Raw genomic sequence first — 22,770 nt, 5'->3', positions numbered from 1 at the left:
ACTACTGTCCACACCCGGCCACGTTGCAACGACCAATTGAAACCACCGCCCCTCACCTACTTCCCGTTCGGGTGAGGGCGGGGCGGTTCAGAGCTCTTCGCCGACGACCGCTGCCTCGGCGGGCACCGAGCGCTGGTCCCGGCGCAGGCCCGCCAGCAGCAGCCCGGCGGCGATCAGGCAGAGCACGGCGGCGACCGCGAACGGCGCCTGGGTGAAGCCGAGCCACTCGGCGACGTGCCCGACCAGGGTCGCGGCGACCGCGCCGCCGAGCCAGCGGCAGAAGTTGTACCCGGCGCTGGCCACCGGGCGGGGCGCGCTGCTCGCGCTCATCGCGGCCCCGGTGAACAGGGTGTTGAGCAAGCCCGAGGCGATGCCGCTGAGGATCACCGCGACCACCACCACGGGCTTGGACCCGATCGCCATCACGCCGAGCAGCACCGCGTAGGCCAGCACCGCGAGCACCGTCGCGCCCACCTCGCCGAACCGGGCGGCGGCGCGCGGCGCCAGCGTCACCCCGGCCACGGCGACGCACACGCCCCAGCCGAAGAACACCAGCCCGACGGCGATGGCGCCGAACTCCAGCACGAACGGCGACCAGGCCAGCACCACGAAGAACGCCGCGGTGTAGAAGGCGGAGCCGATCGAGGTGCGCAGCAGCGCGCGGTGCTTGAGCGCCCGCAGCGGGTCGAGCAGCCGCACCGGGGCCCGCTGCGCGCGCGGGCCGTCCTTGGGGAGCTGGACCGACAGGACCAGCGCGATCGCCATCAGCACCGCCGTGCCGGCGAAGGGTCCGCGCCAGGACAGGTTGCCCAGCAGCGCGCCGAGCAGCGGTCCGGTGGACAGCCCGATGCCCAGCGCCGCCTCGTAGAGCAGGATCGCCGCCTGCTGCCCGCCGCTGGCCGCGCCGACGATCACCGACAGCGCGGTGGCGATGAAGAACGCGTTGCCCAGGCCCCACACCGCGCGCAGCGCGACGAGCTGCTCGATGGTGCCCGCGAGCGCGCAGGCCAGCGTCGCCAGCACGATGAGCCCCAAGCCGGTGAGCACCGTCCGCTTGGCGCCGAACCGGGCGCTGAACGCGCCGGTGACGAGCATGGCGACGACCTGGACCGCGAGGTAGGAGGAGAACAGCAGCGTGACCTGCTCCGGTCCGGCGTCCAGCGCCTCGGCGATGGACAGCATGATCGGATCGACCAGGCCGATGCCCATGAAGGCGATCACCGCGGCGAACGCGGTGATCCACACGGCGCGCGGCTGGCCCTTGAACACGTCGAGCAATCGCACGTGGGCGCTCATCTGCTCTCCCGGACGGACGGCACAAATTCGTTCGCAATGCTAACGGACTGGCTGTGAGCAGGGCAAACGATGTGGCCGCCCGCACACACGACGGCGGCGGTGCCCCGGGGGACACCGCCGCCGCCACGCGCGATCAGAAGGCCGCTTCGTCGACCTCCATCAGCGAGTTGTCGGCCGCCTCGACGACCGCCCGGCGGGACCGCAGCTCGGGCAGCACGTTCTTGGCGAAGAACCGGGCCACCGCGACCTTGCCCTGGTAGAACGGCTGGTCCTTGGCGGCGGCGCCGCCGTCGAGCGCGGTCAGCGCAACCTCGGCCTGGCGTAGCAGCAGCCAGCCGACCAGCAGGTCGCCCATGCTCATCAGCAGCGTCACCGCGTGCTGACCGACCTTGTAGACCTCGGCCACGTCCTCCTGCGCCGAAGTCAGGTAGCCGATCAGCGCGCCGAGCATCCCCTGCGCGTCGTCGAGCGCCGCCGCCACCAGCGCGCGCTCCTCCTTCAGCCGCTCGTCGGCGCCCTCGGCCTCCAGGGTCCGCTGGATCTCGCCCGCGACGTGGCCCAGCGCGGCGCCGTTGTTGCGCACGATCTTGCGGAAGAAGAAGTCCTGCGCCTGGATCGCCGTGGTGCCCTCGTACAGGCTGTCGATCTTGGCGTCCCGGATGTACTGCTCGATCGGGTAGTCCTGCAGGTAGCCGGACCCGCCCAGGGTCTGCAGCGCCAGGTTCAGCATCTCGTAGGCGCGCTCGGAGCCGACGCCCTTGACGATCGGCAGCAGCAGGTCGTTGACCTGCTCGGCCAGCGTCGCGTCGGAACCGTCGGCCTCGGCCTGGGTCACCGCGTCCTGGTAGGTGCCGGTGTAGAGGTACACCGCGCGCAGCCCCTCGGCGTAGGCCTTCTGCAGCATCAGGCAGCGGCGCACGTCGGGGTGGTGGGTGATCGGGACCCGGGGCGCGGTCTTGTCGGTCGACCGGGTCAGGTCGGCGCCCTGCACCCGCTCCTTGGCGTACTCCAGCGCGTTGAGGTACCCGGTGGACAGGGTGCCGATGGCCTTGGTGCCGACCATCATCCGGGCGTACTCGATGACCTGGAACATCTGCGCGATGCCGTCGTGCACCTCGCCGAGCAGCCAGCCCTTGGCCGGGGTGCCGTGCTGGCCGAAGGTCAGCTCGCAAGTGGCCGAGGCGTTCAGGCCCATCTTGTGCTCGACGTTGGTCACGAACGCGCCGTTGCGCTCGCCCGGCTCACCGGTCTCGGAGTCGAAGTGGAACTTCGGCACCAGGAACAGGCTCAGACCCTTGGTGCCCGGCTTGGCCTCCACGCCCGGTCCCTCGGGGCGGGCCAGCACCAGGTGCATGATGTTCTCGGTCATGTCCTGGTCGGCGGAGGTGATGAACCGCTTCACGCCGTCGAGGTGCCAGGTCCCGTCGTCCTGCCGGACGGCCTTGGTGCGGCCCGCGCCGACGTCGGAACCCGCGTCGGGCTCGGTGAGCACCATCGTGGCGCCCCAGTGCCGGTCGATCATCAGCTGCGCCCAGCGGCGCTGCTCCTCGGTGCCGTTGCGCCACAGGATCGTGGCGAAGTTGTACCCGGCCATGTACATGTACACGGCCGGGTTGGCGCCCAGCATCAGCTCGGCGGCCGACCACACCACCGACGGCGGCGTGCCGTACCCGCCGAGCTCGTCGGGCAGGCTCAGCCGCCACCACTCGCCGTCGACGACCTGCTGGTAGGACTTCTTGAACGCCGCCGGCAGCGTGACCGAGTGGGTGGCCGGGTCGAAGGCGGCGGGGGTCCGGTCGCCCTCGGCGAAGGAGTCGGCCAGCGGGCCGGTCGCCAGCACGTTGAGCTCCTGCAGCACGCCCCGGACGGTGTCCTCGTCGGACTGCTCGAACGCCCCCTTGCCCAGCATGTTCTGCACCCCGAAGACCTCGAAGAGGTTGAATTCGAGGTCGCGGACGTTGCTCTTGTAGTGGCCCATCGAAGGCTCCCTCTTGCGCCGCTGCCGGCTCACCGGCCCTTACTCGTCGGTAACAAGAGGGTATTACCTGGCGGTAACTTCTGCCAAGCAGGTCCGCCGGAAAGGTCAGCGGCGGGGTCGCGGGATCGGGGGAACCAGGCGTCGGCCCAGCTCGTCGAGCACCGCGGCGTTGAGCGCGAAGGCGTGCCGGACCTCGGCGATGATCCGGTTCTCGGCCGCGCCGTCCCAGCCCGCGGTGTCCAGCAGCGTGCGGTAGGCGTCCTTGAACCGCGGCCGGTTCGGGATCTCCTCGAACGTCAGGAACGCGAAACCGCCGTCGTCCACCAGCCCCAGGCTCCGGGACAGCGCGGCGCGGAGCACCTGACCACCGGAGAGGTCGCCGAGGTAGCGCGTGTAGTGGTGCGCCACGAAGCACTCCGGCCGGTCGAAGCACACCTCGCGCAACCGCGCGCAGTAGACCTCCGTCGCGGCGCTCGGGCGGATCAGCCCGCGCCAGTCCGGGCCGAGGTAGTAGTGCAGGTCGGACTCCAGCGCGGACAGCCGGTGCAGCCGGTCGGAGACGAACGGGCCCGCGATCAGATCGCTGCGCATCCGGTCGGCGGCGTCCTCGAGCACCCGGTAGGCGAAGTAGTGCTGGGCGAGCAGCGCGGCGAACCCGTCGGCCTCGACGCGCCCGGCCAGCAGCGCGCGGACGAACGGCCGGGACTCCGCCTCCTCGTGCGCGGCGCGGGTCAGCGCCCGCAGGCGCTGGGCGAAACCGGTGCGGACCTGGACCTCGGCCATGTCACCCTCCATGTTAGGTAAGCCTAAGCTTACCGGCACCCTAGGGCACGGCCCGCCCCCGACACCAGACGCACAGCCGTGTGGTCTCGACATCACCCGCCCGACCCAACCCCGCACGACGCGCCGTCACGACCCGGACGACAGCAGGGGAACCTTCCTCGCAGCCGTGGCAGCGGGGGAACCTTTCTGTCATCGGCGACCGCGGGGGAACCTTCCTCGCAGCCGTGACAGCGGGGAACCTTCCTGTCGCCCGTGACAGCGGGGGAACCTCTCTGCCACCGGCGGCAGCAGGGGAACCTTCCTGTCACCAGCCGCACCGGGGAGCTGCCCGCACCCGTGGCAGCAGGGGAACTTCCCTGCCACCCGCGACAAGAGGGGAACCTTCCTGTCATCCGTGACAGCAGGGGAACCTTCCTGTCATCGGCGATCGCGGAACCCGACCCGCGAGGCGCGATCACTCCGCCAGGGCCCGTTCCGCAGCGCAACCGACCGCGGGCCGCTCCTCGACGGCCGCCACGACGCGGCGGTCGACCGGCACCGCCACGGCACTTCCCACCCCTGGGCATCCCGGGGCCGCGCGGTGTACCGTGGCCGTTGACTTCACAGACCTGTATACCCGAGGAGGTTCACGCGATGGGTGTGCCCGAGACCATGCGCGCGGCGCGGATCGCCGAGCACGGCGGGCCCGAGGTCGTCGAGCTGACCGAGGTCGCCGTGCCCGCGCCGCAGGCGGGCGAGGTGCTGGTCCAGGTCAGCGCGGTAGCGCTCAACAACACCGACCTGTGGACCCGGGAAGGCGCCTACGGCCGCCCGGGCGACCCGGAGGCGCTGTCGGGCTGGCGCGGTCCGATCGACTTCCCGCGCATCCAGGGCGCCGACGTGGCCGGGGAGGTCGTGGCGGTCGGCGCCGACGTGGACGCGGGCCTCGTCGGTCGCCGGGTGGTCGTCGACCCGGCGATCTACGACACCGACGGGCCGGATGCGAACCCGGTGGGCCTGATGGGCAGCGAGCGCGACGGCGGTTACGCCGAGTACGCGACCGCGCGGGCGGATCGGGTGCACGACGTGACGGGATCCCCGCTCACCGACGACCAGCTCGCGTCGTTGCCGACCGCCTACGGCACGGCGCTGGGCATGATCGAGCGGGGTCGGCTGCGGGAGGGGGAGACCGTGCTGGTCTCGGGCGCCTCCGGCGGTGTCGGCCTCGCGCTGGTGCAGATCGCCCGGGCGCGCGGTGCCGAGGTCCTCGCCATCAGCAGCGGCGCCAAGATCGACGCGGTGCGGGAGGCGGGCGCGCACCACGTCCTCGACCGCGCGCGGGACGTCGTGGAGCAGGTCCGCGCCGCCGCCCCGGAGGGCGTCGACGTCGGTCTCGACGTCGTCGCCGGGGAGCTGGTGGGCGACGGGCTCCCGCTGCTGCGCGAAGGCGGGCGTTGGGTCATCGCCGGTGCGCTCGGCGGGTACGGGGTCAGCTTCGACGTGCGCCGCCTGTACCTGCACAACGCGCAGGTGATCGGTTCCGCGATGCACACGCCGACGCACTTCGGACTCCTCGTGGACCTGGCCCGGCAGGGCGCGATCCAGCCCGTCATCGCCGCGGCGTTCCCGCTGGAGCAGGCCGCGCGGGCGCAGGAGGAACTCGCCCGCAGGAACCACGTCGGGAAGATCGTCCTGCACCCCTGAGTCCGGTCAGAGGGTGAGCCCGGTCAGAGGGCGTGGCCGCCCGCGACCTGGAGGACCTGCCCGGTGATCCACCGCGCCTGGTGCGAGGCCAGGAACACGGCGGCGTCGGCGATGTCCTCGGGATCGCCGACGCGGCCCAGCGGCACGACGGAGGTGGCGTGGTCGAGGAGCTCGCCGGTGAGCCACCCCGTCTGGACCGGTCCGGGGGCGATGGCGTTGACCCGGATGTCCGCGCCCGCGAGGTCGAGGGCCGTGGCGCGGGTCAGGGCCTCGACCGCGGCCTTCGAGGTGCCGTAGCCGATCTGGCCGGGGAAGGCGCGCGCCGCGTCGGTGGAGATGTTGATGACGCGCGCCCCGGCGCCGCGTCGGCGACGGGCCAGCTCGCCGGTGAGCAGTGCCGGGGCGATGGCGTTGACCCGGTAGTGGCGCTGGAGCCCGTCGCCGGTCACCGCGTCGATGCCGTCCGGGTCCTCGCAGTGGGCGGCGTTGTTCACCAGCACGTCGACCGGTCCGAGCCGCGCCTCGACCTCGTCCAGCAGCCGGGTGATCGCCGCGTCGTCCGCGAGGTCGGCCTCGACGGCGATGGCCGCCCCCGGCAGGTCGCGGGCGAACCGCCGCGCGCTCCCGGCCGCCGGGGTGCGGTGCTCCCACCGGACCCCGGCGGGCACGGCCGGATCGCCGCCCAGGTGGTGCACCGCCACGCGGGCTCCCTGGGCGGCGAACGCCTCGCTGATCGCCGCACCGATGCCGCCCGCGCCGCCGGTGACCAGGACGACCTGGCCGTCGAGTCGAGGATCGATCACGGTCGTCGACCCTGCCAGGTCCGCGGCGGCGCTGTCGCGCGGATTTCGCCGCGGCGGCGCCCGTCACGGTCCGGCGAACAGGCGCGCCCAGGTCACCGGGTCGAGGTCGCGCGGGAGCGCACCGGGCGGCACCGCCGGGCGGCGGCCGGTGCGGCGGCGGACGATCTCGCCGACGTCCCGGCCGCGCCCGGAGAACACCTCCTCGACGAACCGCTGGTAGGCGGCGCGGTCGCGCCCGGCGACCAGCGGCGCGGGACGCCGCCGGATGCGCAGCAGCCCGCCGTCGACGGCGGGCATCGGTCGGAAGGCGCGCGCCGGCACGCGCCCGTGCGCGCTGAACTCGAACCACGGCGCCCACTGCGCGCCGAGCATCGTGCCGGGCGCACCGCGCTTGCGCGCGACCTCCCACTGCACCAGCAGCACCGCCTCCGCCCAGGCTGGTTCGGTGAGCAGGTGGCGGAGCGCGGCGGTGGTGACGCCGAACGGGAGGTTGCCGACCACGCTGCGGGTGCCCTCGGGCACCCGGAACCGCCGCAGGTCGCAGCGGACCACGCGGGCCCGCGGGACGGTGCGGCGCAGCACCTCGGCCCAGTGCGGGTCGAGTTCGACGGCGGTGACGGGACGGCCGGTGGCGACGAGCGCGCCGGTGATCGCCCCGCGCCCGGCCCCGAGTTCCACGACCGGACCGCGCCGGTGCTCGAGGAGGGCGAGGACGCGATCGATCGCGGACGTGCTGATCAGGAAGTTCTGGCCGAGTTCGCGACGCGCGCGATCGCGCGCCGACGGGCGTCGGGAGGGCATGCGGAGGGCTCCTGCGCTGGCGAGCGGACGACGAGCGGGTCCGCGCAGCAGCCATCGGCACGGTTGACACCCGTGCGGCGCATCACGTGCGGAAGCGGGGACCCGGTGCGGTGCGGTCGGCGCAGGAAGCCGGCCCGGGAGACCCGGCCGGCGGGGCGCCGACTACGCGGTGCGCAGCCGGGCGAAGAAGACGGCGATGCCCATGCGACGACGTTAACAAGGTGCCGGGCTGGGCCGCGAGTGAATTTCCGGGACGCCGAAGAGACCAACCGGTACTGGCTGTTCGGCCCAAGTTCACCTGAACGTCCAGGACTACTCGCTCGATCGGCTTAATGTGCGCTTGTTCCCGAATCTTCCAGGAGGTCCGCTTGTCTTCCCACCAGGACAGCGGGCGGGTCGTCCCGCTCCCCCTGCTGACCAGCCACTCCGCCAGCCGTTCGGCCACCACGTGCCGGTACCGCTGCGGTGACGCCTGCGCCCACGACGCGCCCAACACCTCGGACAACGCCTACTTCGGCGACGTGGTCCGCAACGTGCTGAGCCGCCGCAAGGCGCTGCGAACCGGTGGCGCGCTCGCGCTCTCGTTCGGCGCGGCCACCGCGCTCACCGGCACCGCCGTCGCCGCACCGGGCGACCGCGGCCACGGCACCGGCCCCGGCGACCGCCCGCACGGCGTGCCCGGGACCGACTTCCAGCCGGTGCCGCCGAACACCGAGGACCGCGTCGTGATCCCCGAGGGGTACGAGCAGGACGTCGTCATCGGCTGGGGCGACCCGGTGGTCCCCGGCGCGCCGGAGTTCGACTTCCACAACCAGACCGCCGCCGCGCAGGAGAAGCAGTTCGGCTACAACAACGACTTCGCCGGGCTGATCCCGCTCAACGGCAGCGGCAAGCGCAACCTGCTGGTGGTCAACCACGAGTACACCACCGAGCCGCACATGTTCCCCGACTACGACGAGGAGAACCCGACCGAGGAGCAGGTGCGCATCGCCTGGGCCGCGCACGGGCTGTCCGTCGTCGAGGTGCAGCGGGAGCGGGGCGGCGGGCTCACCCCGCAGGCCGGCCGCCACAACCGCCGCATCACGCTCAACACCGAGTTCGAGCTGCGCGGACCGGCCGCCGGCAGCGACCACCTCAAGACCTCCGCCGACCCGACCGGCACCAAGGTCCTCGGCACCCAGAACAACTGCGCGGGCAGCGTCACGCCGTGGGGCACGGTGCTGTCCGGCGAGGAGAACGTCAACCAGTACTTCGGCAACGCCGACCAGGTCACCGACCCGAAGACCAAGCAGCGGCTCGACCGCTACGGCTTCAGCGGCGGGGCCAGCGACCGCAAGTGGGAGCGCTTCGACAAGCGCTGGGACCTCGCCCAGGAGCCGAACGAGGCGAACCGCTTCGGCTGGGTCGTCGAGATCGACCCGAACGACCCCGACTCGACCCCGGTCAAGCACACCGCGCTGGGCCGGTTCAAGCACGAGGGCGCGGCCGTCCACGTCACCCGCGACCGGCGGGTGGTCGCCTACTCCGGCGATGACGAGCGGTTCGACTACATCTACAAGTTCGTGTCGAACGGGCGGATGAAGCCGGGCCGCAGCGCGCACGCCCGCAGGCACAACATGGGGCTGCTCGACGACGGCACCCTCTACGTCGCGAAGTTCCGGGGCGACAGCCCGGAGTCCGAGATCGACGGCTCCGGCAAGCTGCCCTCCGACGGCGAGTTCGACGGCACCGGCGAGTGGATCGCGCTGGCCAGCGGTGACCGGTCGTTCGTGCCCGGGTTCAGCGCCGAGGAGGTCTACATCTTCACCCGCCTCGCCGCGGACGCGGTGGGCGCCACCAAGATGGACCGGCCCGAGGACATCCAGCCGAGCCCGGTCAACGGCCGCATCTACTGCGCGCTGACCAACAACTCCAACCGCGGTTCCGCGGGCAACGCGGCGCCGGACGAGGTCAACCCGCGGATCGGCAACAAGCACGGGCACGTCCTGGAGGTCGACGACGAGCACACCGGCACCCGGTTCCGCTGGAACCTGCTGCTGGTCTGCGGCGACCCGAACGACCCGTCGACCTACTTCGGCGGCTTCGACAAGTCCGAGGTCAGCCCGATCTCGTGCCCGGACAACGTGGCCTTCGACCGGCACGGCAACCTGTGGATCTCCACCGACGGCAACGCGCTGGACTCGCACGACGGCCTGTTCGCGGTGCCCGTCGAGGGCCCGGAGCGCGGCAAGGTCAAGCAGTTCCTCACCGTTCCGGTGGGTGCCGAGACCTGCGGCCCCGTGATCACCGACGACCTCGTCACGGTGTGCGTGCAGCACCCCGGCGAGGACGCCGAGGACCCCAGCCGGCCCACCTCGCACTGGCCCGACGGTGGCGACTCGCGTCCCCGGCCCGCGGTGGCCGTGGTGTGGCGCAAGCACGGCGGTGAGATCGGCCAGCGCTGATCCGCCCGGCGAGCGCGGGGGTTTCCGGAACACCGGAGGCCCCCGCTGCGCTTTTCCGGGGCGTCAGTCGGCGTGCTCCACGCGCCGCCCGGTTCCCTCGTCGCGACCGGCGGGCGTGGCGCGCAGCACCACGACCACGACGGCGGCGACCACCATCACGACGCCCACCACCCACATCCCGGTGCGCTGCGAGCCGGTCAGGTCCCGCAGCGCACCGGTGATGTACGGGGCGGCGAACCCGCTGATGTTGCCCAGCGAGTTGATCAGGGCGATCCCGCCCGCCGCCGCGGCACCCGCCAGGAAACCGCTCGGCAACGTCCAGAAGCACGCCACCGCCGCGCACACGCCGACCGCGCAGCAGGTCACCGCGACCATCGCGCTGAACGGGTTGCCGAGGTAGAGGGCGATCGGGATGCTCACCCCGCCGAGCAGCATCGGCAGCGCGACGTGCCACACCCGCTCACCGGTCCGATCGCCGTGCGCCGCCCACAGCACCATCGCCACCGCCGCCACCGCGTACGGGATCGCCGTGACCAGCCCGGCTTCGACGGTGGTCAGCTCGGTGCCGAACTGCTGCTCGAACCCGGCGATGATGGACGGGAGGAAGAAGCCCAGCGCGTAGAGGCCGTAGGAGATGCCGAAGTAGACGAAGGCGAGCGCCAGGATGCGCGGATGGGTCAGCGCCTTGCGCAGCGGCCAGTGGTGGGTCTGCTCGGTCTCCGCGCGCTCGGCCGCCATCGTGTCGGCGAGCCAGCGGCGCTCGTCGGCGGTGAGCCACGCGGCCTTCTCCGGACGATCCGTGAGGTAGAACCAGGTGGCGGCGGCGAGCAGGATCGCCGGAACCCCCTCGACGAGGAACATCACCCGCCATCCGGAGAGCCCGAAGAGGCCGTCCCCGGCGTCGATCAGCACGCTGGACACCGTGGCGCCGATCGCGCTGGAGACCGGAACGGCCGCCATGAACATCGCAACGGCCTTGGCGCGCTGCGCCTTCGGGAACCAGTAGGTGAGGTACAGGATGATGCCCGGGAAGAACCCGGCCTCGGCCACGCCCAGCAGGAAGCGCAGCACGACGAGCGTGGCGGCGTTGGGCACGAAGGCCATCGCGGTGGCGATGACGCCCCACGAGATCATGATCCGCGCCAGCCACCGGCGAGCGCCGAAGCGGTGCAGCGCCAGGTTGCTCGGCACCTCCAGCACCAGGTAGCCGAGGAAGAAGATGCCCGAGGCGAGCCCGAACATCGTCGCGGTCAGCCCGAGCTCCTCGTTCATGCCGTTCGGACCGGCGAAGCCGATGTTCACCCGGTCCAGGTAGTTGACGAAGTACAGCAGGCAGAGGAACGGCATCAGGCGGAGCGCGACCTTGCGCAGGACGCGATCGCCCGGATCCGAGGTGGCGGCATCGACACTCACCCGGCAGTCCTAAGCCGCCCCACCCGGCCGGGTCAAGACGCGACCGCGGACTGGGACGGGCGGTCACCGACCGACCCGGACCCAGGACTACCGTGGAGGTATGTCCGAACGCCCGATCGCCCTGGTCACGGGTGCCTCGCGCGGCATCGGTGCCGCCGTCGCCCGCTCCCTGTCCGACACGCACGACCTGCTGCTGGGCGGCCGGGACGCCGAGGCCCTGCACGCCCTCGCCGACGAGCTCCCCGGCGCGACCCCGTGGCCGGTCGAGCTGACCGACGACGAGTCCGTGGCGGCCGCGGCGGCCGGCATCGACCGGCTCGACGTGGTCGTGCACAGCGCGGGCCTGATCGAACTGGCTCCCGTCGCCGACGCCCCCACCTCGTCATGGCGGCGCACCTTCGAGATCAACCTGTTCGCCGTCACCGAGCTGACCCGCGTGCTGCTGCCCGCGCTCCGCACGGCGCGCGGGCACGTGGTGCTGGTCAACTCCGGCGCCGGGCTGAGCGCGAAGCCGAACTGGGGCTCGTACGCAGCGAGCAAGTTCGCGCTGCGGGCCTTCGCCGACGTGCTCCGGGCCGAGGAGGCCGCGAACGGCGTGCAGGTCACCTCGGTGTTCCCCGGCCGGACCGCGACCGACATGCAGCGCACCGTCCGCGACCAGGAGGGCGGCGAGTTCGAAGCCGATCGCTACCTCCGGCCGGAGTCCGTGGCGGCACCGATCGTGTCGGCCATCCGCGCCACGCCCGACGCCCACCTCACCGAGATCATCGTCCGCCCGTCCTGATCGCGTCGCTCCACCTCGCCGCGTGCGGCGGTCTGCCGGTGGTTGGTGGCCGGCGTCGGTGGTTGGCGACGGTGGTCGGCGACGGTGGTCGTGGCGGTGGTCGGCGTCTGGTCCTGGCGCGTCGTGGGGCGGCTGGCATCGGTGGCCGGTGGACGCGGCGCATCGCGGCGGTGGTCGGTAGCCGATGGTCTGGGCGTCGATCGACGGCGCGTCGAGGTCGCGATCGGTGATCGCGCGCGTCGAGACCGCGGTCGGTGGTCGGTGGTCGTGGCACGTCGAAGCGGCGGTCGCGGTCGCGGTCGCGGTCGCGGTCGCGGTCGGCGATCGTGGCACGTCGTGGCCGCACGTCGTGGCCGCGATCAGTGGTCGCGGCGCGTCGTGGCGTGGTCGGTGTTCGCGTCACGTCGTGGCGTGGTCGCGCGTCGTGGCCACGGTCGGTGATCGCGTCCCGTCGTGGCCGCGGCCGGCGACGGTGGCCGGTGGCCGGTGGCCGAAGCCTCGGTGCCCGGGTCGCCGGGCGCGGTCGAGCACCGGTGCTGCCCGGGTTTTCGCCGTCAGCTGCGGATGTGCTCGGCTGCCTTGCGCGCGGCGGCCTGGACTTGGTGCCGGTCGACGCGAGTCGGTTCCCGGTCGCGGAGCACCTCCTCACCGGCGACCCACGCGTCGCGAACGGCGCGTGAGCCCGCGGCCCACACCACATTGGCCAGGACCTGCGAGTCAGGTGCGTCGAGGCCCGTCGCGAACGCCGGGTTGTCCACGTCGAGGTGCACGACGTCGGCCCACCGACCGGGTTCCAGAGCACCGATGTCGTCGCGGTGCAGCGCGGTCGCACCGCCCCTGGTGGCGGCGAGGAGCGCACTGGCCGCGCTGAGCGCGGTGGCATCCCCCGTAGCGTTGCGCGCGAACATTCCCGCCAGTTGCACCTCCTCCCACAGATCCAGATCGTCGTTGCTGGACGGGCCGTCCGTCCCGAGGCCGACCGGTATCCCGGCCGCGAGCAGGTCGACCAACCGCGCCGTTCCCGAAGCCAGCTTGGCGTTCGATCCCGGGCAGTGCGCCACGCCGACGCCGCGCCGAGCGAACAGCTCGATGTCGTCGTCGGAGAGGTGCACGCAGTGCGCCGCGAGCACCCGGCCCCGCAGCACCCCCAGCTCCTCCAGCAAGGCCGGTACCGACCCGTGCCGGGCTCGCTGCTCGGCGTCCTCGGCCGCCGTCTCGGCGACGTGCGTTTGCAGCAAGGCGCCCCGTTGCTGCGCGGCTTCACCGATCAGCGCGAGCGCTTCCGGTGGGAGCGTGTACGCCGAATGCGGGCCGTACGAGAGCTCGATGCGTTCCCCGGCACCGAACCGCAGTCCGTCGGCGTCGATCCACCTGCTGATCTCGTCGACCATGCCGCGCCAGCCGCCCGTGCCGCTCAGCTCGGCCATGCCGATCACCGCACCCGCGAAAACCACACGAGAGCCGACGGACAGGGTGGCATCCACGACGGCGTCGCCGCGGAAATACATCTCCGCGCTCGTGGTGACCCCGGCCTGCAACATCTCGACGCTGCCGAGTTCCATTCCCGCTCGGATGTCCGAGGGGCGCAACTTCGCCTCCGCGGGCCAGATCACCTCCTCCAACCACCGCAGCAGCGGAAGGTCACCGCCCATCCCGCGAAGCAAGGTCATCGGGGTATGCGCGTGCGCGTTGATCAATCCTGGCAACAGGATTCCGCTGCATTCTCGGACAACGACACCGTGCGGACGCTCCGGCGCGGAACTGCGGGGGCCGCAGTGGAGAATCCGCCCCGCCTCGTCGATGTCCAGCACTGCGTCCCGGAGCACCGAGCACGCGGGGTCGCACGGGAGGATCATCGGAGCGTGCAGGCGAAGTGCGATCGGCATGGCTGCATTCTGCCGCCCCGATCAGCCACCGCCCACTGAGCCCACGGTGAGCATCATGGTCACCCCCGCCGCGCTCGCGATGATCACCAGGAAAGCCATGAAGATGATGTCGCTCAATCGCTGTGTCATGCTTCCAGCATCGCCCGGTGCCAGGGGTTCGCACTTCAGCTGATCGGTCAGCAGACCTCGGTCGATCGGCTACTGCTGACTGGCCGATCGACCGAGTCAGTCCTCCATCAGGCCACTGCGCCACGCCCACGCCGCGGTCTCGACCCGGTTGCGCGCACGGATCTTGGCCTGCGCCGACGCGAGATGGGTCTTGACCGTCGACAAGGACATGAACAGCTCCTGGCCGATCTCGCCGTTGGTCAGCCCGCGCGCCGCTGCCCGCACCACGACCAGCTCCCGCTCGGTCAGCGCCTCCGCTGCCGGGTTCGCCTTGGCCGGACGGCGCTGCGGCGTGGGCGGCTGGGCGAAGTGCTTCAGCAGCCGCACGGTGATCTGCGGAGAAACCAGGGCATCACCGCGCACGGCGGCGTGCACCGCTTCGACGAGCAAAGCGGGGCCGGCGTCCTTGAGCAGGAATCCGCTGGCACCGTTGCGCAGCGCCGCCTCGACGTACTCGTCGAGGTCGAAGGTCGTGACCACGACGACCTTGATCGGGTCGGTGGCCTCCGGACCGGCGAGCTGCTTGGTGGCTTCCAGCCCGTCGATACCCGGCATCCGGATGTCCATCAGGCACACGTCCGGCCTCGTCTCCTTGGCGACCCGCACGGCGTCCACACCGTTGGACACGTCGCCGACGACCTCCAAGTCGTCCTGCGATTCCAGGATCATTCGGAAGCCGGCCCGCACCATCTCCTGATCATCGGCGATCAGCACCCGAATCATCGTGGCTCCCCGTTCCGCTCAGCTCCGCCAAGGGCAAGGACACTTCGACCCGCCAGCCGACGTGTTCGCCGGGACCGGCGTAGAACCGTCCGCCGAGCAGTTCGATCCGCTCGCGCATGCCCACCAGACCGTATCCTCCCGAACCGCCGACCGGCGGTCCCCCGGCATACCTGCCGTCATCGGTGATCTTGATCCGGAGCTCGTCGTCCGCGGACCGCACGTCGATCTGCACGACGGTGGCGTCGGCGGCGTGCTTCTCGGCGTTGGTCAACGATTCCTGGACGATGCGCAAGGCGGACCGGGACACCTCGGGCGGTACCGGCTCCGCGAGATCCACCTGCAGGTCGAAGCGCGTCGACGCGTGATCTCCGGCGACGCGGCGGATGGTCGACTCCACGAGCGCCTCGAGGTCCGCCGCCAAGTCCGTGGTCGCCTGATCGGACAGCTCCGTCGTACCGCCTGATTCCGCGCCGCGCATGCTGGCGACCAACCGGCGCATCGCGGTCAGCGCTTCCGTCCCGCTGTCGCTGATGCGGGCCAGCGCCTCGGTGGCCGCCTGCGGATTCTTCTCCGCGACCAAGTGCGCCGCCTGCGCCTGGACCACGATCCCGGTCACGTGGTGCGCGACCACGTCGTGCAGTTCTCTGGCCAGCGCCATGCGCTCCTCCTGCTGCGCGCTGGCGATCGCGGACTGGACCGAGTTCAGCCGCTCACCGTCGCGCGCCCGGAAGTACATGCCGGTGCTGACCGAGATGATCAGCAGCAACGCTCCCATGAACAGCGAGGCGGGCATCCCGCTGAGGTAGCTCGGCGGGATGACGACCATCGCGAAGAGCGCGGCCCCGACGAGGCCCGCGCCGCACCACGTCGCCTGCCTGGGTTCGGCGTACCTGGTGACGTAGGCGACGAGCAGCATCCCCGACGCCACGATCGACGGCGACAGATCGCCCACCAGCGGCGTCGCCGGCTCGATGCCGAACGTCCGCATCGACACCGCGAAGGTCACCACGGCCAGCGCGCCGAGAGCCGCCGCCTGCACCGGCCGCGCCGGGGCGATGATCGCGAGCCCGGCGAGCACGACGCCGCCCGACATGCCGATGACGGCAGGCACCACACCCTCGAACGCGGTGCTGACGAACTCCAGGAACAGCAGCACGACGAGCGCGGCCGTCGCGGGCCACTGCCTGCGCAGCAGGTCGAGCAGCGGTGCGTCCGGCCGCCAGGGATGGGTGCGACGCAGGTAGAGCCCGGTGCCCACCGCAAGCACGAGCTGCAGGAATCCGAGAGCGAAGGTGGTGCCCACGGGATGGTCCTCGCTCCCGAGGAACGCGCGGCGGAGCGCGATGGATCCCAGGCACGACAGCACGAGCACCGCGGTGACCGGGATGGCGCGGCTGATCCGACCGCTCCGGAACAGGTACAGCACGATCAGCATCCCGGCCGCGTTCTCCGTGACCAGGATCTTCTCCAGCCCCACCGAGTACAGCCGCGGATCCGTCAGCGCGACGACCCCGGTGTTGGCCACGAGGACGACGGCCGCCGCCATCCCGCCCTGGACCGGGCGCACCCGGGCCACGATGGCCAGGAGCACCAGCGCGGCGTTGCCGGGGATCAGCGCCACCGCCCCGTCCCAGGCCTCGACCGCCAGCAAGACCTCACCGCACCACAGCAACCCCAGCAGGCCGGCGAAGACCCATTGGTCGCGCAGCAGGTCGACGAACCGCCGCAGCCGTCCGGTCGGTGCGGGGGAAGTCCCGGCGAAGTAGCTCACGCCACGACAGTAGAGCGTGCGTCCGGTCACCCGCCCCTGGCCGATCGGTCATTCAACCCTGGCCGATCGGTCGATCTTCGGCGACTTCCACGAGCTTTTCGGACGATCCGCGAGCAGGCGTTCCCCGGAGATCCTCGACGTCGAAGCCCGCGGTCCGACGCCGCGGCGGACGAGTGGGAGGAGACACCGTGACGACGCCCGTTGGCGACACAGATTTTCTCGTAGGACGTGGCTTGGTCAAGCGCTACGGGGAGGCCGCCGCGCTGGCCGGAGTCGATCTCGCGATCAGGCCGGGCGAGGTGCTGGCGATCGTCGGTCCCTCCGGTTCCGGCAAGACCACCCTGCTGCACGTCCTGGCGGGCATCCTGCGTCCGGACGACGGGCAGGTGCTGCTCGGCGGCCACCGGATCGACCAGCTCGGCGAGGCCAAGCGCAGCGCCCTGCGGCGGCACGAGTTCGGGTTCGTCTTCCAGCAGGGCATGCTCGTGGCCGAGCTGACCGCGGCCGAGAACACCGCGCTGCCCCTGCTGCTGGCCGGAACCCGGAAAGCGCAGGCGATGAGCGAGGCGCGGGGCTGGCTGGAGCGGCTCGGGCTGTCCGGGATGGAGGACCGGCACCCCGGTGAGATGTCCGGGGGCCAGGCCCAGCGGGTCGCGATCGCCCGCGCGCTGGCCCACCGGCCGAAGGTCATCTTCGCCGACGAACCGACCGGCGCCCTCGACACCAAGACCGGCGCGGCGACCATGCAGGCGCTGCTGTCCGCCGCGCGGACGACGAATTCCGCGGTGGTCATCGTGACGCACGATCGCGAACTCGCCGCCAAGGCCGGCCGCACCGTGGAGATCCGGGACGGGCTCATCGCCAAGGAGGTGCTGGTGTGAACCCGGTGCAGTTGGCGCTGCGGGTGCTCCGCAAGGACTCCCGCACGCGCCTTTCCGCGGTGCTCACCGCGGTCGGCGTGGCGGTCGCCACCGCGCTGGTCCTGTTCATGGCGAGCATCCCGAACGCGACCGACGCCCGCCAGGAGCGGTCCGCTTGGCAGCACGGCGGCATCGGAGCGGACGGGGCGGTGACGATCGCCGGGATCGACTTCTTCCAGGGCGAGAAGATCGTGCGGCTGGACGTCGCCGGGCGGCCGGCTCCCGAGCCGAACGCACCGCCGGAGTTCCCGGCCGCCGGCGAGGTGCTGCTCTCACCAGCGCTCGCCGAGCACATCGCCGAGCACCCCGAGGAACAGCTCGGCGACCGATTCCCCGGCGAAGTGATCGGGGAGCTGGCACCGGAATCGCTGAAGTTCCCCGAGCAGCTCGTCGCCGTCGTCGGGCATCCGGAGGGCGTGCTGTCGCCCGACCCGGACGAGCTGGGCCACGTCGCGAACAACTCGGCCGACTTGCTGCTCCCCCTCTTGGCCGGGGTCGGCATCGTGCTGCTCACCGTGCCGAGCCTGGTCCTGGTCGCCTCGGCGTCCCGCCTCGCCGCGGCACGACGGGAACGCCGGCTCGCAGCCCTGCGGTTGGCCGGTGCCACCCCGAAGCAGGTGGTCGCGGCGGTCATCGCCGAAACGGCGCTGGCCGCGGTCGTCGGCACCGCGGTCGGCGCGGTGCTCAGCCTGCCGCTGCGCCACCTCGGCGCCCAGATCCCGTGGAGCGGCGGCACCTGGTACGTCTCCGACTTCACACCGCCCGGCACCGCGTTGGCCGCCGTGATGATCGGCATTCCGCTGCTGGTGGTGGTGGCCGCGGGGCTCGGGTTGCGCCGGGTCGTGCGAGCTCCGGTCAGCGCGGCCATGGAGCACCGGCGCGCCAGGCCGAGCGCGTGGCGTCTGCTCAGCTTGGTCGCGGTCGGCGCCCTCTTCGCCTTCAGCCTGGCCCAGGCCAACGGGGGCGGCGGCTTCGGAATGCTCCTGGCCGCCCTGGCGGCGATCGTGCTCTCCGCGTCGATCGTCGGCCCATGGGTGACCGGCATGCTCGGACGGACCCTCACGAGGGCATGGCAGCGACCGGCCCTCCTGCTGGCGGGCAGGCGGTTGCGCAGCGACCCGCAAGCGGCGTACCGCTCCGTATCCGGCGTCGTCCTCGCCGCCTTCGTCGGGTCGATGGCCCTGACCCTGCTGCCCGGGTTCGAGACGCTCAGCGGTGGCGGACGCTCCTACGCCAATTCGGCGCTCTACGTCGAAGTTTCCTCCGAGGAAGCCGACGAGCACCTGCGGCGGCTCACCGAGGGCTTGTCCGCGAGCGGAACGGAGGCGATCACCGCGAAGAGCCAGCGCGTCGTACTCACCACGCCGAACGGCGCTACGGCGAGCGGGCTGGTGATGGACTGCGCGTCGGCTGCGGAGATCACCCGGCTGCGCATCGACGACTGCGGTGGGCCACCGGCGGTGCGGCTCGACGGCTCGGCGATGCCGAACAGCACCGAATTGGCGCTCATGTCCGAGGAAGAGGGCGGGAGCGACGTCCCGCTGACTCCCGGCGAGGTCCGCCCGCTCGGTGACCAGGGGGACGACATCTCGGTCTCAGCGCTGATCGATCCGGCCCTCGTTCCCGCGGCAGGTGCTCCGGCCGAAACGGAGCTCGTCATCGAGACACCCACCGCAGCCGACCGGGAACAGGCCCGCACCGTCATCTCCCAGGTCATGCCGGGTGTGGTCGCGGACAGCCGGGATCTCACGCTCAACGAGCAGCAGACCATGCTCGGCGACCTGCGCCGCGTCACCACCGTGGGGCTGTCCCTGATCGCCCTGCTGACGGGGGCCAGCGCCGCCATCACGGCGGCGTCGTCCGTCTTCGACCGGCGGAAGACCTTCGCGGCGCTGATCGCAGCCGGAACACCGGTGCGCCTGCTAGGCCGGGCGCTGCGCACCGAAGCCGCGCTCCCGGCGCTGGTGGCGACCGTGGGAGCGGGCGCCGGCGGGGTGGCCGTGGCCTTCGGACTGCTGTCCCTGTTCGGCGCCGGTTCGGTGTTCACGCCGTGGGCCTTCGCGCCGGCCGTGCTGGGAGTCGCGGTCGCGCTGCTGGCGTCCGCGGTCAGCGGTCCGATGCTCCGCAAGGTGAGCGCCGAAGGGCTCTCGGAGGAGTGATGCCGGGGCAGCCGGGACGAGCCGACGCGGTTCGTCCCGGCTGCCCCTCAGCCGAAAGGTCAACGAAACCCTGGCCGGATGGCCATCGACCCCGGCCACATGACCGATCCGAGACCACCCCCTCAACCGCGACTCTTGAAGAGAACAAAGACAGCACCACCAAGGAGGTACCGGAAATGTTCGCCGACGCTTTCACCATCATCGGCTCCGCCGCTGCCGTGTTCGTCCTCGTTCTGATGGCAGTCAGCTCGGTGCTGCCGGACGTCTGGGACCGGCTTCCGCAGCCCGGCCACCGCACCGCCGAATGAGGAAGCGACCCGCCATGCGCCGACGTCGCGATTCGGGGGCCTCGGGGGGACGTTCCGCCGCAGTCCGGCACACAGCGTCCTGGGCCGGTAGCTCAGCTCCGGCCCGCGCGTTCCTCGAAGCAGGGCGGGGAACCGTGACGAGCGCGGTGAGCGGCTTGCTTGGCCAGCGTGAACGCCGGCCGGTGCGCACCGTTGCGCGGCCCGGCGCGCAACCAGGCGAGCCGGTGCAGGGCTTCGGTGTGGTGATCGGTGACCGTGACCCGCGCCGAGTCGAAGGAGAACAGCACGGCGCGGTTGATCTCGACGATCGCCCGGTCCCGCCAGAGGCTCCGCTCCGAGCGGGTGTCCAAGCCCAGGCGGGCGGCGACCGTGCGGGTGACGCCGTAGGCGTTCTCGTCGGCCAAGCCTCGGGTGCCGATCTCGGTCCCCACGAACCACGTGTTGAACGGAGCAGCCGGATAGGAGATACCACCGATGAGCAACCGCATGTTGCTGATGAGCGGAACGGTGTGCCAGCGAAGTCCGAGCTCGACGAACCACGGCAGCTCGGGGTGCTCCAACGGAACCTCGTGGACGACGTCGCGCGGCAGGGTGAAGACCTGCGGCCCTTCGCTCGCGGTCTCCACGACGAGTGGAAGGTGGTCGAACTTGCTCCGTTGCGTGGGCGGCTTCCAGCCGAGCCGCTGGGCCGCAGCGGTGAAACCGGTGTACCGGGCATCGCCGAGCACGGTCCCGTCGGCCGACTCGTACCCCGCGTACCGAACGACCTGTTCGTTCCAGATCCGAGGCCCGGGTCGGTACGGCGCGTCGGGCGCGAAGACGGTGACCAGCGGCTGGATCTTGCCGCCGTGGGTCGCCGACCGGAGGTGCTCGAAGCATTCTTCGGCGACCGCCGGAGCGTTGCGGATCCCACGCAGGTCGCGGACCTTCAGCCGCCGCCACGGCACACCACTGGTGCACCAGCCGCTGTCGCGCAACGCCACCCGCGCTCCGTAGGCCAGCTCGGCCGCGGTGTGCCGGTACGTACCGGACCCGGCGATCTCGGCGCGCACCTCGGCCAACCGGTCGGCGAGCGAGCCGGATGCCGGATGCGCATCGTGGTAGGCGCGGAGGAAGTCCTCTGCGGCGTCGATGTCCGCGAGTTGCTCGCGATGCGCCGGCGTGGACGGACGACCGCCTCGTTCCGCGCTCGCAAGCACCACTCCGTCGCGAATGACCGTCACGACGTCACAACGTAGTCGCCAAGGACGCTCACGCGTCACCGCACATGAGGTCGCCTTTCAGGTGAAGAATGCGGCCTCGTCAACAAGGCGAAGCACGCGCCGTTACGACCCTATCGTGGCGTGCAGCCGCCGATTGAGCATTCTTTCGGGTGAATTCGTCGCCGAAACGCTACCTCGGTGGCAATAGCCCGAACAGGTAGGACCGACGCAGCCGACGGACTCGGCCTTGGCGGCAGGAACCGACAGCAGCAACCGACCGACGAGCCCGGAAGCAACACGTACGGGGCGCCCGGCAGCGGTGGCGACGACCCGACGACCCAACCACCCGAGCACTGCCCGACCACCCGACGGCCCGAGCACCGCTCGACTGGCCGACTGGCCGAAGCAATGCCCGACGGCCCGACAGCCCGACGGCCCGACGGCCCGACGGCCCGAGAGGCGATGCTCTCGGCCTCTGGCGACTGGTTCTTCCCCGGCTCGCATCGCGCGGCGACTGCATCGGCCGGAGCGCCCGATGGCAATGCTCCGACCAGGACGCTGCGCTCGTGACCTGGCGGAATGGCGCCCCAAGTCGTCCGCCGGACCGAATGTCCCAGGCGCGACTCTCACGAGCGACTCGTCCCTCACGGCAACTCAGCCCAAGAGCCTCACGACGAACGCGACTCAACCCTCAGCGAGCAGCTCGACCCTCACGGACAGCCCAAGAGCCTCACGAGGCGACTCGTCCTATGGCGCGACCCGTGCCTCACGACGCGACTCGCCCCAGGTGCGACTCGGCCCCAGGCGCCACTCGGACCGGGCGCCACTCGACCCCGGGTGCGACTCGGCCCCAGGCGCCACTCGACCCCGGGTGCAACTCGGCCCGAGGCGCCACTCGACCCCGGGTGCAACTCGGGCCGGGCGCAACTCGGCCCAGGCGAACTCGGCCCCTGGCGAACTCGGCCCCGGGTGCGACTCGACCCCGGGTGCTGCTCGGTTCCTCAGGGGCGTTCGAAGATCAGGTCGCGGACGACACGGCCCTCGTCGTGGGCGCGGTTCTCGAACTTCGTCACCGGCCGCCAGTCGGGTCGCGGGGCCCAGCCGCCGGGTTCGTCGGCGTGGCGATTGCGCAGCAGCGGTTCCGCCTCGCAGACCTCCAGCATCTGCTCCGCGTAGTTCTCCCAGTCCGTCGCCAGGTGCAGCACACCGCCGGAGACGAGCCGGGAAGCGATCAACCCGACCGTCTCCGGCTGCACGAGCCGCCGCTTGTGGTGGCGCTTCTTCGGCCATGGGTCCGGGAAGTAGATCCGGACCTCGTCCAGCGATCCCGGGGTCAGGTGCTCGCGCAGCAGGACGACGGCATCACCTCGGAGGAGGCGCAGGTTGGTCACGCCGAAGTTCTCCGCGCGCAGCAGGAGCTGGGCGAGCCCCGGCTTGTAGACCTCCACCGCCAGGTAGTTCACGTCGGGCTGGGCAGCGGCGAGCTGCGCCGTCGTCTCGCCCATGCCGGAGCCGATCTCCAGCACGACCGGCGCGGTGCGGTCGAACCACGTCGCGGTGTCGAGCGGTCCGTCGGGCAGCCCGGCTACCTCCGCGCCGAATTCCGGCCAGTGCCGGTCCCAGGCGCGCTGCTGGCCCACCGTCATCC

Annotated in this window: 17 protein-coding genes; 6 read left to right on the top strand and 11 right to left on the bottom strand. The window is 71.7% G+C overall.

All coding sequences use genetic code 11. The annotated features are described in order from the left end of the window. Positions 1–87: 87 nt before the first annotated feature. The 3 genes from ABD976_RS09740 to ABD976_RS09730 form a co-directional block, all read right to left on the bottom strand. The gene (locus ABD976_RS09740) at positions 88–1,296 is read right to left on the bottom strand and encodes an MFS transporter (RefSeq protein ID WP_345360574.1); all 1,209 of its coding nucleotides are present in this window, start codon (positions 1,294–1,296) and stop codon (positions 88–90) included. A 133-nt stretch (positions 1,297–1,429) separates the two neighbouring features. Next, positions 1,430–3,274 carry an acyl-CoA dehydrogenase gene (locus ABD976_RS09735; RefSeq protein ID WP_345360571.1) on the bottom strand — a complete coding sequence of 615 codons (1,845 nt, stop codon included), beginning with the start codon at positions 3,272–3,274 and terminating at the stop codon, positions 1,430–1,432. Between the two features lie 105 nt (positions 3,275–3,379). After that, on the bottom strand, positions 3,380–4,069 hold the full coding sequence (locus ABD976_RS09730; protein ID WP_345360568.1) for a biliverdin-producing heme oxygenase: 690 nt from the start codon (positions 4,067–4,069) through the stop codon (positions 3,380–3,382). Positions 4,070–4,690: 621 nt separating this feature from the next. On the opposite strand from ABD976_RS09730, the gene ABD976_RS09725 reads away from it, so the two are divergent. After that, positions 4,691–5,740, top strand: coding sequence for a zinc-binding dehydrogenase (locus ABD976_RS09725; protein ID WP_345360566.1), 1,050 nt, complete (start codon positions 4,691–4,693; stop codon positions 5,738–5,740). Positions 5,741–5,763: 23 nt separating this feature from the next. Here the strand turns inward: ABD976_RS09725 and ABD976_RS09720 are convergent, their stop codons facing one another. Continuing rightward, positions 5,764–6,543 carry an SDR family NAD(P)-dependent oxidoreductase gene (locus tag ABD976_RS09720; RefSeq protein WP_345360564.1) on the bottom strand — a complete coding sequence of 260 codons (780 nt, stop codon included), beginning with the start codon at positions 6,541–6,543 and terminating at the stop codon, positions 5,764–5,766. 63 nt (positions 6,544–6,606) lie between these two features. After that, the gene (erm, locus tag ABD976_RS09715; protein ID WP_345360562.1) at positions 6,607–7,344 is read right to left on the bottom strand and encodes a 23S ribosomal RNA methyltransferase Erm; all 738 of its coding nucleotides are present in this window, start codon (positions 7,342–7,344) and stop codon (positions 6,607–6,609) included. Between the two features lie 368 nt (positions 7,345–7,712). Here erm and ABD976_RS09710 point away from each other — a divergent pair, with 368 nt between their 5' ends. Then, on the top strand, positions 7,713–9,788 hold the full coding sequence (locus tag ABD976_RS09710; protein ID WP_345360560.1) for a PhoX family protein: 2,076 nt from the start codon (positions 7,713–7,715) through the stop codon (positions 9,786–9,788). 63 nt (positions 9,789–9,851) lie between these two features. Here the strand turns inward: ABD976_RS09710 and ABD976_RS09705 are convergent, their stop codons facing one another. Next, positions 9,852–11,135 (bottom strand): MFS transporter, encoded by a 1,284-nt coding sequence (locus tag ABD976_RS09705; protein ID WP_345360636.1) that lies wholly within the window; start codon positions 11,133–11,135, stop codon positions 9,852–9,854. Positions 11,136–11,301: 166 nt separating this feature from the next. On the opposite strand from ABD976_RS09705, the gene ABD976_RS09700 reads away from it, so the two are divergent. Continuing rightward, positions 11,302–11,985 (top strand): SDR family oxidoreductase, encoded by a 684-nt coding sequence (locus ABD976_RS09700; protein ID WP_345360557.1) that lies wholly within the window; start codon positions 11,302–11,304, stop codon positions 11,983–11,985. 554 nt (positions 11,986–12,539) lie between these two features. Here the strand turns inward: ABD976_RS09700 and ABD976_RS09695 are convergent. The 3 genes from ABD976_RS09695 to ABD976_RS09685 form a co-directional block, all read right to left on the bottom strand. Beyond that, complete coding sequence (locus tag ABD976_RS09695; protein ID WP_345360633.1) at positions 12,540–13,865, bottom strand: amidohydrolase family protein; 1,326 nt, start codon at positions 13,863–13,865, stop codon at positions 12,540–12,542. Positions 13,866–14,096: 231 nt separating this feature from the next. Beyond that, positions 14,097–14,762: a response regulator gene (locus tag ABD976_RS09690; protein ID WP_345360554.1), complete on the bottom strand. Its 666-nt coding sequence runs from the start codon at positions 14,760–14,762 to the stop codon at positions 14,097–14,099. Next, entirely contained in the window at positions 14,737–16,533 is a 1,797-nt protein-coding gene (locus ABD976_RS09685) for a sensor histidine kinase (protein WP_345360551.1), read from the bottom strand. Before ABD976_RS09685 ends, ABD976_RS09690 begins: the two co-directional genes overlap by 26 nt. 188 nt (positions 16,534–16,721) lie before the next feature. On the opposite strand from ABD976_RS09685, the gene ABD976_RS09680 reads away from it, so the two are divergent. The 3 genes from ABD976_RS09680 (at position 16,722) to ABD976_RS09670 (ending at position 19,920) form a co-directional block, all read left to right on the top strand. After that, a complete protein-coding gene (locus ABD976_RS09680) occupies positions 16,722–17,414 on the top strand; it encodes an ABC transporter ATP-binding protein (RefSeq protein WP_345360548.1) in 693 nt (230 codons plus the stop codon). After that, on the top strand, positions 17,411–19,612 hold the full coding sequence (locus ABD976_RS09675) for an FtsX-like permease family protein (protein WP_345360545.1): 2,202 nt from the start codon (positions 17,411–17,413) through the stop codon (positions 19,610–19,612). Before ABD976_RS09680 ends, ABD976_RS09675 begins: the two co-directional genes overlap by 4 nt. Before the next feature lie 176 nt (positions 19,613–19,788). After that, a complete protein-coding gene (locus ABD976_RS09670) occupies positions 19,789–19,920 on the top strand; it encodes a hypothetical protein (RefSeq protein ID WP_345360542.1) in 132 nt (43 codons plus the stop codon). Between the two features lie 92 nt (positions 19,921–20,012). Here the strand turns inward: ABD976_RS09670 and ABD976_RS09665 are convergent, their stop codons facing one another. Together ABD976_RS09665 and trmB are read right to left on the bottom strand one after the other, a co-directional pair. Then, a complete protein-coding gene (locus ABD976_RS09665) occupies positions 20,013–21,143 on the bottom strand; it encodes a nitric oxide synthase oxygenase (RefSeq protein WP_345360539.1) in 1,131 nt (376 codons plus the stop codon). Positions 21,144–22,123: 980 nt separating this feature from the next. Then, the gene (trmB, locus tag ABD976_RS09660; RefSeq protein WP_369774952.1) at positions 22,124–22,768 is read right to left on the bottom strand and encodes a tRNA (guanosine(46)-N7)-methyltransferase TrmB; all 645 of its coding nucleotides are present in this window, start codon (positions 22,766–22,768) and stop codon (positions 22,124–22,126) included. Positions 22,769–22,770: the final 2 nt, after the last annotated feature.

It is taken from the genome of Saccharopolyspora cebuensis (assembly GCF_039542665.1).
Classification (GTDB): Bacteria; Actinomycetota; Actinomycetes; order Mycobacteriales; family Pseudonocardiaceae; genus Saccharopolyspora; species Saccharopolyspora cebuensis.
The sequence above is the reverse complement of the archived record's forward strand: the minus strand, read 5'-3'. Positions and strand labels throughout refer to the sequence as shown.

Coding starts and splice junctions, on each gene's coding strand:
- ABD976_RS09740 (WP_345360574.1), bottom strand. CDS start 1,296: ATGAGCGCCCACGTGCGATTGCTCGACGTGTTCAAGGGCCAGCCGCGC.
- ABD976_RS09735 (WP_345360571.1), bottom strand. CDS start 3,274: ATGGGCCACTACAAGAGCAACGTCCGCGACCTCGAATTCAACCTCTTC.
- ABD976_RS09730 (WP_345360568.1), bottom strand. CDS start 4,069: ATGGAGGGTGACATGGCCGAGGTCCAGGTCCGCACCGGTTTCGCCCAG.
- ABD976_RS09725 (WP_345360566.1), top strand. CDS start 4,691: ATGGGTGTGCCCGAGACCATGCGCGCGGCGCGGATCGCCGAGCACGGC.
- erm (WP_345360562.1), bottom strand. CDS start 7,344: ATGCCCTCCCGACGCCCGTCGGCGCGCGATCGCGCGCGTCGCGAACTC.
- ABD976_RS09705 (WP_345360636.1), bottom strand. CDS start 11,135: ATGCCGTTCCTCTGCCTGCTGTACTTCGTCAACTACCTGGACCGGGTG.
- ABD976_RS09700 (WP_345360557.1), top strand. CDS start 11,302: ATGTCCGAACGCCCGATCGCCCTGGTCACGGGTGCCTCGCGCGGCATC.
- ABD976_RS09690 (WP_345360554.1), bottom strand. CDS start 14,762: ATGATTCGGGTGCTGATCGCCGATGATCAGGAGATGGTGCGGGCCGGC.
- ABD976_RS09670 (WP_345360542.1), top strand. CDS start 19,789: ATGTTCGCCGACGCTTTCACCATCATCGGCTCCGCCGCTGCCGTGTTC.
- trmB (WP_369774952.1), bottom strand. CDS start 22,768: ATGACGGTGGGCCAGCAGCGCGCCTGGGACCGGCACTGGCCGGAATTC.